Here is a 12,014-nt window from a genome sequence, read left to right as displayed (position 1 = left end):
CGGTGATCTGGTTTTGCGCGATCGGCATTGCCAATGCCAGGGGTTCACCAGCCCTCCTCTAAACGTGACTGCTTTTAGATTTGACGAGGCCACTTCAGCATATCGGCGGGCTCAACGCCGGGCGCTACTGCCAGGGCTTGGACGTTGTCCAGTGTGAGGTTAATCAGCCCCGCCTCTATCTTGCCACGCCGCAACATCCGCCTAGACCAGGCCCGGCGGACCTGGCTGATCGTCGGCGTCCCGCGACACGATCGTCGGCGGCTCATCATAGCCGGCACGGCTGCTATAGAACACCAGCACCATCAGCCCGATGCCGCATACGAGCGAGAACAGCACGCCGATGGCCATCGCGGCATAGCCTGACGACGGCACGTCGGTGCCTTCTGCGGACGACCAGCCGAGAACCGCGACGACGATCACCGCAACCAGCATCGACAGCAATGCTGCGACGAGCAGATAGGCGCCGGCCCCCATGGTGCGGGCATCCGACGCCATCTCTCCCCACAGCGAACGCCAGGATATGCGCGGCATGGCATGCGCCCCTATTGCGGCGACGCTTCGGACGCCGCGGCTCCGGCAATCGCCTCGAGCGCGCCGGTCATGGCCCGCACGGCCGGCTCGGCCGCCGCCGGTCGGCCGTGACGCCCCAGCAGCCAGGCCGGGTCATTGTAGGACAACCAGGTGCGGCCCTCGGCGTCCTGCCACACGAGGACCTTCAGGGGCAGATCGATGCCGCTGGTCTGTGCGGCCTGCATCAGCGGCGTTCCCCCTTTGGGGCTGCCGAAGATCAGCAGGTCGGTCGGGCGCAGCGTCATGCCCGCCTCGACGGCGCCGGCCCGATGGTCGACATGAGCAAAGATCGTCAGTCCCCTCGATGTGACCGCGTCCTGCAGCTTCCGCATCGTGGTGCTCGGATCATTATGGCTTTGAATCGTGATCAGCCCGTTCGGGTCCATGGCTTGTGCTCCGATCGTTGTCGACAATGTCAGAAGGCCGAGCAGAGCGAGCGTCCACCCGATCACGAGGCCCCGGCCGGCGGATTGCCGGCAGCCTGATCCGCTCATTTTGGCGCCCGCACCCTGCTGAACTCCGGCACGGGAACGAAGCCGTCGCGGTTCGGCATTCTAACCTTCGGAAGCGAGGCCTGATCGAGACGGCCGTCCGGCGGCAGGATGCCGTTCAGGCTGAGGATGTAGGCCGACAATGCGTAGTAGTCGTCGACGCTGAGCGAGCCCGGAGCCTGGTACGGCATGGCGCGATGGATGTAGTCGAACAAGGTCGTGGCATAAGGCCAGAAACTGCCGACGGTCTTCACCGGATTGCCAGAGGCGAGCGTCCCCTGACCGCCCACCAGACGATCCTTGATGCCGCCCTGCCCGCCTTCGCCATGGCAGGCGGCACAGTTCTCGGCAAACAGCTCCCTGCCAAGCGCGGCCGTGCCGCTGCCCTCTGGCAAGCCCTTGCCGTCGGGACGGACGTCGATGTCCCATAGCCTGATCTCCTGCGCCGTTGCCGGGCGTCCGAATTCGGCCGCATGTGCCGGACAGACGAGAAGCGCCGCGGCCAGCGCGGTAGCGAAAAGGCGCTCAGGCGAGAACATTGCTGACCTTCCCATCGCCGCTGATACTCCATGTCTGCTGGGCGCTGTAGTGGAACAGCGCGTTGGTCCCGGTCTTCGCGATGAACGATTTGCGATCGGGCTGCACATTGCCCTTCTCGTCGGTCGAGCGGCTGACGATCCTGGTGGGCTTGCCGTCCCACTGCCAGTCGAGCTGGAAGCGCGCCTGCGCCTTCGGCAGCACGGGATGGTTCAACCGGGCCTGCTGCCAGGTTCGGGCCGCGTCGGTGCTCACCTCGACCTTTGCGATCCGACCATGGCCGCTCCAGGCCAGGCCGGTGATGCGGTTGTAGCCGGGGCGGATCGTCATCGTCCCCGAGGGCGAGGTGATGACGGAATTGGTCTCCATCCTGAGCTGGAACTGCATCGCCTTGCCGTTGGCCAGCAGCTGGGTGTAGCGCGCGGTCTCCCAGCGCGTCATCCAGGGCGCGTCGCCGAACTTCAGGCGGCGCAGCCATTTGATGTTCAGATTGCCTTCGAATCCGGGCATGATGAGACGCAACGGGAAGCCATGGGCCGGCCGCAGCGGCTCGCCGTTCTGGCCATAGGCGACGAACGCCTCGTCCATGATCTCATCCGTGAGCGGGATGCTTCGTGCAACGCCCGCCGCGTCGCCGCCCTCGGCCAGCATCCAGGCGGAGCGATGATCCTTGCCGACCAGCTCGATCAGATGCCGAAGCGGGACACCGGTCCATTCGTTGCTGCTGACGAGACCATGGGTATTCTGCACCGTCAGATTGGGGTCGGCCTTCTTCCAGTTCTCCCAGCCATTGCCGGTGCACTCGATGAAAACGACGCGCGAGATCGAGGGCATTCGCGCGATGTCATCGGGCGTCAGCACAAGCTGCTCGCGTGTCATGCCGTGGATGAGCAGCCTGTGCCTGGCCGGATCGATGTTCGGAACACCGGAATGGCTGCGCTCATAGTGCAGATCCGACGGGGTGATCGTGCCGACGAGCCTGTCGAGTGGCGTCTTAGAGTTGATCGCATCGGCGGGATCGACATTCCGCTTGCCGGGCGTCGCCTCCGGAATCCGTCCGATGTGAACATAGGGCGAGCGCGCGCTGAAGGCGGACAACGCATCACCCGGCTCCCGCGCCGGCACGTCGGCCAGATCGTCGGCGAGCGCTTCGCCGGCTATCGAGACGCTGACGGCGACCGCCGACGCCTTGACGAAGCGTCGACGCGAGATGCCGCCTCCCTCATCGGACCGGAGCCAGGTGTGAGACGGCTTTTCGATGCTCATGCGTGCCCTCAGGATGACGGAGGTCGCAGAGGCTTATCTGCAATTCGGTGGCGCCTCCATTATACCGGGGGATGTGAACGCCCGGGGATCGCGCTATACGATCTGTCTGACGGGGCGCGCGGTGACTGCGCGCGACAGCACCTGCAATGCCTGGCCGAGCTCGGCCCGGTTGCGTGCCGCTCCGAGAGAGAGACGCAGACCGCGCGGTGCCGGCTGGCCGACCGCGAACGCGACCTCACCGACGACGGCCAGGCCGTTCCGCATCAGATGCGACAGCAGGTCGGTGCCGTCGAGCTGCGGCGACAGCGGCATCCAAAGATGATGACTGGCGGGACGCGCGGCATAGGTCACTCCCTTCAGCAGACGCGACGCGAGCTGCTGACGGGCGGCGGCCTCGTTGCGGATGGCGCGGATGATCTCGTCGGCGACACCGGACTTCAGCCAGTGCGTGACCAGCGCAACCATCGGCGACGCCGGCATCTGCATCGTTGCCTGCAGGTTGACGCGCATCATCTGCTCGGCCTTGTCGTCGGGCGCCAGCAGATAGGCGACACGCAGGGCCGGCGCGATGCATTTGGCGATGCTGGCCGCGTAATAGGTTCGCTCGGGGATCAAGGTCGCGATCGGCGCGACGCGCGGCTCCAGCGGGCCATAGGCATCATCCTCGATCAGCACGGTGTTGCGCTTGCGGATGATGTCGGCGATTGCCTGCCGCCGTCCGGCGCTCATCGTCGCGGTAGTCGGATTCTGCTGTGTCGGAACCAGATAGACCGCCTTCGGCCGGTGCTTGCGCACGGCGTCATCCAGCGCGTCGGGCCGGACCCCCTCCAGATCCATGGCAGCCCCGATGAGACGCACACCGAGCTGCGCAGCGGCTGCCTTGATTCCGGGAAAGGTGAGCGCCTCCGTCACGACGACATCGCCCGGCTGCGTCAGCGCCAGCAGAGCATTGAAGATGATCGCTTGCGATCCCGGATAGATCACGATCCGCTCGGGCGAGGCATGAGACAGCCGCGGTTGCAGCCAGAGGGCGGCAGCTTCGCGCTGGTCCACGCTGCCGCCCGGCGGCGCGTAGCTCAGAAACGCGCTCAAGCCGGCCTCCGTGCGAATGGTCGAAAGCCCCTGCTCGATCCGCCGTTCGAGCTGCGCCTCGACCGGCTGTGGCGGCAGGTTCATCGAGAGGTCGATGGTGACCGTGGCCGGCTGGTCCGGAGACGCACGCGCCGTGGTCTCGGACACGAACGTCCCCTGCCCGACGCGCCCCTCGATCAAGCCTCGACGACGCGCCTCGCTATAGGCGCGTGTGACCGTCGTCAGATCGATCCTCAGCTCCGCCGCGAGGCTGCGGTGCGTCGGCAGCCGCTGCCCACGCAGCAGCCGTCCGCTCGCGATATCCGCGGCGAGCGCATCGACGATGCGGACGAACAGCGGCCCTTGCCATTCGGAAAGTGTAGGGAGCCAATCCATGCAATTCTCCGCAATTCCTTTGATTGCATGCTTCTTCTGACAGATTGTATGGATCATCCCCCTCGGTCAAGGACGGAGGCGCGCAATGGACAACGAGGCCAGAGAAGCCAACACGGCGACGCGACTATCGCACACGGGCCGACATGTGCCGGCCCTGGTCACCTCGCTGCCAAGCCTGGCGCACATCCCTGCCGAACGACGCTGGCGCGAGCCACCGCACTCACCATCGCTGACCGCGGACGGCGGAGCACGACTCTCGGTCTCGATGTGGAGCGGAAGGATCGACAGAGCCGCACTCGAGGTGCAAGCCGATCTGGCCGACCTGCCCTACACGGTGTCTTACGCCGTGCGGTGCACGAACCTGTCGCTCTCCATTGCCGGACGGTCCGTGATCGATGGCGACGTCGTTCCAGGCACCATCGTCCTGACAGGGCCCGCGCTTCCCAATGCGCGGGCAATCTATCGCGAGGACTACGCGATCCTGCGGGCGTTCGTCTCTCCGGCCACCGTGACGGAATGTTACGAGGACATCAGCGGCAGGCTCGCCGACCCTTCGATGGAGTTGTTCGGCCCGCAGGAAGCGGACGACAAGGTGCTGCGTCACCTGATGACGTCGCTGATGCGCGCCTTCGCCGATGACGCCGCCCCGAGCCGGCTGTTCCTCGACAGCCTGAGCATCAGCTTCGCGGCCCACCTGATCGGGCGCTACCACCTGAAGCAGGAGCATTCGCCGAAGCGAAAGCTGTCGCCGCTGACACCGTGGCGGCTGAATCGGGCAAAGGCCTTCATTGATGCTCATCTTCAACAGCCGATCGCGCTGGCGGATCTGAGCGCCGCCGCGGGTCTCAGCCGCATGCATTTCGCAGCTCAGTTCAAGGCCTCCACCGGCATGTCGCCCCACATGTATGTCCTCCAGTGCCGGGTTCATGCGTCGAAGCGGCTGCTGCTCGATCCCGAGCGATCGATCCGGGATGTTGCCATCTCCGTCGGATTCAAGAGCGAAACGCATTTCATCAATGTGTTCCGGCGCCTGGTCGGAGAAGCGCCCGGACGCTGGCGCCGCGCTGTGCCATGATTTCGTCTCGGCCGCGGACGTCAGACGCCCTGGTAGACCAGTCGGGTAAAGAACGCCGGCGTGATCAGGAATTGGCCGAAGCGGCTGTCGAAGGCCGTGGTCGGCTTGGCCGCGATGGCCTCCTCCACCGAACGTCCCTGCTGCTTCAGCTTGGCGACATTGTCGCGGATGGCGGAGAGCATGTCCCGATAAACCGCGAGCTCTTTCCTGTTGCTCACGGGCGCGCCATGTCCGGGAACGACGATCGTCCTGTCGCCCGCCGCGGCCAGATTGGCATCGGCGGCCTTGATCATGCCGTCGATGCTGCCGCCGGTCGAATAGTCGATGAAAGGATAGATTCCGTTCCAGTACGTGTCGCCACAGTGCAGGACGTCGGCCTCGGTGAACGTGATCGACAAATCGGAATCGGTATGCGCAGCGCCGTAGGGCCGGAGCACAACCGTCGCGCCGCCGTGCTTCAGCGTCGTCTCGGCGCTGACGGTCTCGCTCGGAACTGCGGCGAGCGGCGATGTCGGGAAGTTGTAGTCCCAGTCCTCGACGCGCTGCGCTGACAACAGATGCTTGCGGGTGTTCGCGTGGGCGACGATCGCCGCTCCCTCGCCGTTCAACCACGCATTCCCGTCAGTATGGTCGAAATGCCAGTGCGAGTTGATCAGGCGCGTCACAGGGCCGCGGCCAATGGTATTCAGACTCTGCAGCAGCTTCGGACGCGACGCCGTAATGCCTGCATCGACAAGCAGCTTGCCGTCGCGTCCGGAGAGAACCGCGATGTTGCCGCCGGATCCTTCGAGAATGCTGACATCGCCGCGTAGCGCGTGGACCTTGATCGGCGCATGCGCCGCCGCGTCGCGGATCGTATCCACGATGTTGCGGGCTTCGGCAAACGCCTGCGATGGCGTGAGCCAGCCTCCCGCGGCAACTGCACCGGCTGCGGCGATACAGCAGATGCAGAACGTTCGGCGGGAATGGTTCTCAGCCAGTGTCATCTTGCGATCTCCCATTGCCCGTTCGGCAGCAACGTCTCCCGGCAGCCACCACAATCTGGCCTCGGCGCAGCGTTGCGACGGCTGGTCACGACATCTAGCGGACGAGAGACCATGCTTGCTTCCTGAAAGTGCGAATGACTTTCCAATTCGCACGTCAATCGATGGCGCTGCGGCCTACGGCCTCTTTCGCATCCGGTCGGCGCTGTCTAACTAAACGATTTCTCGACGAGGTCTCTCCATGCTGGTGCACGACGAAACTCAATGGCGCGCCAAGCCTGCCCCCGCCACGCTCGCAAACGGCCGCCATCTTCAAGTCGGCCTGTCGCGCTGGCGAAGCGAGCACAACGGTCCTATCGAAGTCTGCTCCGATTGCGAGGATGATTCACACGTCGTGACGCTGGTGCAGCGGCGCGCGCGACAAGAGTTGCTGATCTCCGGACGCAGCGTCTGGAGCGGCGGCGAGGAGCCGAATGCCATGCTGATCACCGGCCCGCGGCAGGGACGTTGGCGCGGGGTGGCCAGGGGCCGGCTCGACAATCTCAGGGTTTTTCTCTCGCAGGATCTGCTGCGCGAGTGCATGAACAGCGTGCTCGGGCGTTTGCCATCGGGCGACATCTGTCTGTTCGAGACCGACCGGATCGTCGACGACGGTCTCCGACAGCTTGCCTTGGCATTCAGGGCCGCGGACCTCTATGACGGAATCGCGGGACCCTCCTTCGTGGAAGGGCTCGCCTTGGCGTTCGGCTCGCGCTTGATCGAACGACATCATGGCCGCACGATCAGCGCCGGCGACGCGGCGAAGCCCGCGGCCGACCGTATCGGCCGCGCCCTCGACTATATCGATGCGCACCTTGGTAGGACGATCTCCCTGTCGCAACTCAGTGACATCGCTGGCCTTCCCCGATCTCGATTTGCCGCCCAGTTCAAGGCCGCCACCGGGCATCCGCCCCATGCCTATATCCTGCACCGCCGGATCGTCCGCGCCCAGGAGAGGCTTCGAGCGACGGAACAGCCAGTCGTCTCGATCGCCTTCGATCTCGGCTTCAGCAGCCAGGCCCATTTCACCACCGCCTTTCGGCGAATGACCGGAAACTCCCCGGCGCTTTGGCGGCTGGGCGCCCGCAATCGAACAAGCTGAACCGTAGCTCCATCCGCTGCAGCTGCCCAGCGCGTGCTCGTGCATTCTTTCAAGATTGGAAGTCCGCACGGAAGACTTCTCCGGTGGGTCTCTTTTAAGTCGTTGTCGAACGAACGCTCACGTCCGAGGCCGCGCCGTAGCCCGCGCTGCAATCGGAATCCTCGACGGGTCTCAACTGGAGATGCATCCATGCCCTTCATCACGACGACCGACGGAACCGAGATTTTCTACAAGGATTGGGGCAACGGACAGCCGATCCTGTTTCATCACGGCTGGCCGCTCAGCGCCGACGATTGGGACACCCAGATGCTATTCTTTCTGCATCGCGGCTATCGCGTGATCGCGCACGATCGGCGCGGTCACGGCCGGTCGAGCCAGTCCTCGACCGGCCATGACATGGACACCTATGCGGCCGACGTGGCGGAGCTCGCACGCGCGCTCGATCTGCGCAATACCGTCCACGTCGGACACTCGACCGGCGGCGGCGAGGTCACGCGTTACGTCGCCCGTCACGGCCAGGGGCGCGTTGCAAAGGCCGTTCTGGTCAGCGCGATCCCTCCGATCATGCTCAAGACGTCAGCGAATCCAGACGGCACGCCGCTCGCCGTATTCGATGATCTCCGCGCCCAGCTCGCGGCCAACCGGGCGCAGTTCTATCGCGATGTGCCGATTCCGTTCTACGGCTTCAACCGGCCGGGCGCGCGCCTCATCGAGGGTGTCGTCGACAATTGGTGGCGTCAGGGCATGATGGGCGCAGCCCACGCGCATTATGAATGCATCAGGGTGTTCTCGGAAACGGACTTCAACGAGGACCTCAAGCTCATCGATGTACCGACGCTGGTCATGCACGGCGATGACGATCAGATCGTGCCTTATCAAGACGCCGCGCTGCTGTCGGCCAAACAGCTCAAGCATGGCACCTTGAAGCTCTACAAGGGCTTTCCGCACGGCATGCTGACGATCCATGCCGACGTCCTCAACGCAGACATTCTCGCGTTCATCGCAGAATGACGGCAGAGCTTCCTCGCCGTCGAACATCCTCGCATTCGGCTGCGGACTCCCCTCTCCTGCAGCACGGTGCGCGGACGCGTGGCCGCGGCGAGTTGCACCATCTCAGGTTGGCCAGGCCGGAGATCCCACCACCTCATGTCGTCGCTGTCGTCGATGACGACACGACGTCGCGAGACGTACTCGATGCCATCTTGATGTCAGCGGGTCTCGAGTCCAGGTGGCACGATTCGATAGCTTCGCTGCTCACCAGGGGCGTTGATCGCGAAGTCGGCTGCCTCCTGATCGACGTCCGGTTGCCGGGCAAGAGCGGCTTGGCGCTGCAGCAGCATCTCTTTGCACGCAACGTCCGAACCCCGATCATCATGAGCGCCCGCGACGCGGATGTGTCGACCGCTGTCAGCGCCATGCGATCCGGCGCAATCAACTTCGTGGAGAAGCCATTCCAGCCGCGGAACCTCCTCACGGCGGTCGACGAAGCCATTGACATCGAGGCGCGACGGCAGAAGGAGGAGCGCGCGAAGGATCACTTGAGGGATCGCGCCACCCGATTGACGCCGCGAGAGATGGAGGTCCTGACGGCTCTCGATCGCGGCCTGGTCAACAAGCAGATCGCGGCCGAACTCGGGATCTCCCTCATCACGGTGAAGATGCATCGAAGCAATGCCTTCAGAAAGCTCGAGGCGACATCCGTGACGGACATGGTTCAGAAGGTCCGCGACCTCGAGCTCGGGCGGTGCTAGCGAGGGCGCCGTGGAGTTGTCGTCTGGGTGGTGTCGATAGAGAATAGGTCGAAGCCCGCCTTGCGCAATCCGGTGCGAGCGACACGTTCACCCGTGAATGTGCGGGCAACTGCAGGCGTGCTGCGCATGTCCTCGCCTGCGTTCAGATCAGGACGGCAGCGAATCTCCAGTCGACCGACTTGCCATCGACCATTGCGTGGAAGGGCGAGAACGCGGTCTCGGCCATTAGCCTTCTCGACGAATTCTGACCGTGCCGCTCAGACCTCCAGACGACGATGTCGGTGATCGAGCCATCCGCGTTGGAGATCATGAGCCGGGAGACGAAGCCGGGCTGCTGACGAAGCCAAGCATCGATGTCACGGCCGGCTTCGACGGCCTGCTTCGCCGCAATCCCCGGCTTCATGCGGAACGAGGTGACTTCCGCCGCCTGAGGCAAGCCCCGCGCGTGACGTGTCTCGCTGGCCGTCACCATGTCTCGCCTCTCAGATCTGGTCCCCACCGGAGACCTCGATCGAGGAAGAACGAACCCTTGAGATGCGTGGCGAGCAGGTTATCGAACATCTCGGGTGTCACCTGGTCGACGGTGGCGAAGAGGCCTGCTCCGGCTTTGTCGACAAGGTGGTCGAAGCGGGCGCGGCACCAGACTCTCATCGCGCGATCCCTTGGCGTTGCCATTTGCGAGTGAAACCTGTGCAGCCGTGATTGGTCGAGCAAGCTCACGCCGCCCCGATGTCGACCGCAATCTTGCCTGCGCCACCCCCCTTCTTGAGGGCGTCATAGGCCGCGCCGACGTCCTCGAGTGCGAACCGGCGCGGGTCGAGCAGCGGCGTGAGCTTGCCGGCCTCGACCATCTGCGCGGCCTTCTCGAGAATCTCGCCGTGGTGCCGCCGTCCTTCACCCTCGATCAGCGGCAGGAGGGTGAAAACGCCGGAATAAGTGCCGCCCTTGAACGAGAGAGGCGCGAGCGGATGGGTGCCCCACCCCAGCGATGAGGTCACGTGACCAAACCTCGCCACCGCGGCGAAGGCGACGTCGAGAGCGCCAACCGTATCGTACACGACGTCGAAGCCACGCCCGCCCGTCACGCGGCCGACCGCTTCGGCAATCGGCTCGTGCCGGTCGATGAAGGTCGCGCCAAGGCGTTCGATCACGGGCCTGCTCTCCGCGCTTCCCGTGGCATGGACCGTTGCACCGAATGCGAGCCCCAGCTGGACCACGATATGACCGACGCCACCGGCTCCGCCCAGCACAAGGAGCGTCTGTCCTTGTCGAATGCCGACGCGATCGACAAGACCCTCCCAGGCCGTGATCGTCACGAGGGGCAGAACCGCGGCCTCGCGCATGGAGAGGTTGGCCGGCTTGGCCGCAAGCAGATCCTCATCGGCGCTGACATATTCGGCCAGCGTTCCGGGATGACCGCCGACGCCGCCGACCATGCCGTACACCTCGTCGCCAGGGCGAAACCGGGTGACGCCGGGGCCGACGACCTCGACCGTCCCAGCCATGTCCAGCCCGAGGATGGCGGGCGCGGGATGCTTGGCATGCGCGGCCTGGCCGGCTTGGATCTTGGCGTCCAACGGGTTGGTGCCCGCCGCGGCGATGCGCACAAGGACCTCACGGTGCCCCGGCGTCGGGCGGCTGATCGGGGTGACGCGGAGCGGCGCGCCAGTTTCGTGGAGGACGGCAGCCATCATCGAATGGGTCATTGAGAACCTCCTGCTGTGATGGCGGAGACCATGATCCCTCATGTTCTGAATGGACATCATCGAATTTGTACGTAATTCATTCAGTTCTGAATAGGTGTCCAGCGATCCCGTCGCGCTGTTTTTGAAAGGACCGGCATGGAGTGGAGCGACCTGCGGATCTTCCTTGCCATTGCGCGCGAGGGCACGCTCGGTGCTGCAGCGCGTCGGCTCGGCCTGTCTCAACCGACCATGGGACGCCGCCTCGCAGCCCTTGAGGCCGCCGTGAACCAGACGCTGTTCCAGCGGACGTCCGAGGGCTTCGTGCTCACACACGAAGGTACGGCCGTGCTGGCCCACGCCGAGCGCGTGGAGGAGGAAGCGCTCGCCTTCGAGCGACGCCTGGCCGGAACGCAGGCGCAACTCGACGGCTTCCTCAGGATCTCATCGTCGGACTGGTTTGGCCGCTTGATGCTGGCGCCTGTCCTTGCCGAGTTCGGCCGTCTCCACCCGCGCGTTTGTGTCGAGCTGCTGACCGATGCTCGGCTCTACAGCCTTCCCCGCCGCGAGGCGGACCTCGTGTTCCGCATTCGGTCGTTCGACGAGCCGGAGGTGATCTCGCGGCGGCTCTTGCACATTCCCTATGCCGTGTACGGCCCGGTTCACGGCCCCCGGAACGTCGGAGGCGACGGCGAAGGGATCAGGGTCGTCACCATGGACACGGCCTTCGCCGACATGCCCGACGCGCGCTGGCTGGCGAAGAAACTCCCGAAGGCGGAGGTCGCGATGCGGAGCAACAACCGGGACGTTCAGGCCATTCTCTGCGCGCAGGGAGCGGGCCTTGCCGTCCTGCCCCGACCGCTCGGAGACGCTACGCCCGGCCTCCAGCAGGTCGACGTCGGCGAGCAGCCGCCGGGGCGGGACACCTATCTCGGCTATCATCGAGATCTGCGCCGGCTGGCGCGGCTGCGCGCTGTGCTCGATCTGGTGATCGCGCGGCTGGCATCGTAGGCCGCGCCGTGGCGTGGCGCGCCAGCCTTGCGGACCGGGA

The 12,014-nt window shown here is 65.0% G+C and carries 13 protein-coding genes; 5 read left to right on the top strand and 8 right to left on the bottom strand.

Features of this window, described 5'->3' with window-relative positions; translation table 11 throughout:
- Window positions 1-201: 201 nt before the first annotated feature.
- The 5 genes from ACQR1F_RS20705 to ACQR1F_RS20685 form a co-directional block, all read right to left on the bottom strand.
- Entirely contained in the window at window positions 202-531 is a 330-nt protein-coding gene (locus ACQR1F_RS20705; protein ID WP_315803376.1) for a hypothetical protein, read from the bottom strand.
- An 11-nt stretch (window positions 532-542) separates the two neighbouring features.
- A complete protein-coding gene (locus ACQR1F_RS20700) occupies window positions 543-956 on the bottom strand; it encodes a DUF302 domain-containing protein (protein ID WP_315803375.1) in 414 nt (137 codons plus the stop codon).
- 104 nt (window positions 957-1,060) lie between these two features.
- Window positions 1,061-1,600 (bottom strand): c-type cytochrome, encoded by a 540-nt coding sequence (locus ACQR1F_RS20695; RefSeq protein WP_434913738.1) that lies wholly within the window; start codon window positions 1,598-1,600, stop codon window positions 1,061-1,063.
- Window positions 1,587-2,864, bottom strand: coding sequence for a sulfite dehydrogenase (gene soxC / locus ACQR1F_RS20690; protein ID WP_316182403.1), 1,278 nt, complete (start codon window positions 2,862-2,864; stop codon window positions 1,587-1,589). The genes ACQR1F_RS20695 and soxC overlap by 14 nt, the downstream gene beginning before the upstream one ends.
- A 93-nt stretch (window positions 2,865-2,957) precedes the next feature.
- Window positions 2,958-4,331, bottom strand: a complete 1,374-nt coding sequence (locus tag ACQR1F_RS20685) for a PLP-dependent aminotransferase family protein (RefSeq protein ID WP_434840050.1) — start codon at window positions 4,329-4,331, stop codon at window positions 2,958-2,960.
- 85 nt (window positions 4,332-4,416) lie between these two features.
- Between ACQR1F_RS20685 and ACQR1F_RS20680 the strand changes: the two genes are divergently transcribed.
- Window positions 4,417-5,406, top strand: a complete 990-nt coding sequence (locus tag ACQR1F_RS20680; protein WP_434913737.1) for a helix-turn-helix transcriptional regulator — start codon at window positions 4,417-4,419, stop codon at window positions 5,404-5,406.
- Between the two features lie 20 nt (window positions 5,407-5,426).
- Here the strand turns inward: ACQR1F_RS20680 and ACQR1F_RS20675 are convergent, their stop codons facing one another.
- Entirely contained in the window at window positions 5,427-6,392 is a 966-nt protein-coding gene (locus ACQR1F_RS20675; protein ID WP_315803498.1) for an MBL fold metallo-hydrolase, read from the bottom strand.
- A 238-nt stretch (window positions 6,393-6,630) separates the two neighbouring features.
- On the opposite strand from ACQR1F_RS20675, the gene ACQR1F_RS20670 reads away from it, so the two are divergent.
- From ACQR1F_RS20670 to ACQR1F_RS20660, 3 genes are all read left to right on the top strand, one after another.
- Window positions 6,631-7,530 carry an AraC family transcriptional regulator gene (locus ACQR1F_RS20670; protein ID WP_315803370.1) on the top strand — a complete coding sequence of 300 codons (900 nt, stop codon included), beginning with the start codon at window positions 6,631-6,633 and terminating at the stop codon, window positions 7,528-7,530.
- A 189-nt stretch (window positions 7,531-7,719) separates the two neighbouring features.
- On the top strand, window positions 7,720-8,541 hold the full coding sequence (locus ACQR1F_RS20665) for an alpha/beta fold hydrolase (RefSeq protein ID WP_315803369.1): 822 nt from the start codon (window positions 7,720-7,722) through the stop codon (window positions 8,539-8,541).
- Window positions 8,538-9,281 (top strand): response regulator transcription factor, encoded by a 744-nt coding sequence (locus ACQR1F_RS20660; protein ID WP_316182396.1) that lies wholly within the window; start codon window positions 8,538-8,540, stop codon window positions 9,279-9,281. Before ACQR1F_RS20665 ends, ACQR1F_RS20660 begins: the two co-directional genes overlap by 4 nt.
- A 142-nt stretch (window positions 9,282-9,423) precedes the next feature.
- On the opposite strand, the gene ACQR1F_RS20655 is transcribed toward ACQR1F_RS20660, so the two are convergent.
- Complete coding sequence (locus ACQR1F_RS20655) at window positions 9,424-9,753, bottom strand: hypothetical protein (RefSeq protein ID WP_316182395.1); 330 nt, start codon at window positions 9,751-9,753, stop codon at window positions 9,424-9,426.
- A gap of 244 nt (window positions 9,754-9,997) precedes the next feature.
- Window positions 9,998-10,987 (bottom strand): alcohol dehydrogenase catalytic domain-containing protein, encoded by a 990-nt coding sequence (locus ACQR1F_RS20650; protein ID WP_434913736.1) that lies wholly within the window; start codon window positions 10,985-10,987, stop codon window positions 9,998-10,000.
- Window positions 10,988-11,122: 135 nt separating this feature from the next.
- Here ACQR1F_RS20650 and ACQR1F_RS20645 point away from each other — a divergent pair, with 135 nt between their 5' ends.
- On the top strand, window positions 11,123-11,974 hold the full coding sequence (locus ACQR1F_RS20645) for a LysR family transcriptional regulator (protein ID WP_315803365.1): 852 nt from the start codon (window positions 11,123-11,125) through the stop codon (window positions 11,972-11,974).
- The last annotated feature ends 40 nt before the right edge of the window (window positions 11,975-12,014 follow it).

It is taken from the genome of Bradyrhizobium sp. HKCCYLS3013, from assembly GCF_051167615.1.
Taxonomy (GTDB): Bacteria; Pseudomonadota; Alphaproteobacteria; order Rhizobiales; family Xanthobacteraceae; genus Bradyrhizobium.
The sequence above is the reverse complement of the archived record's forward strand: the minus strand, read 5'-3'. Positions and strand labels throughout refer to the sequence as shown.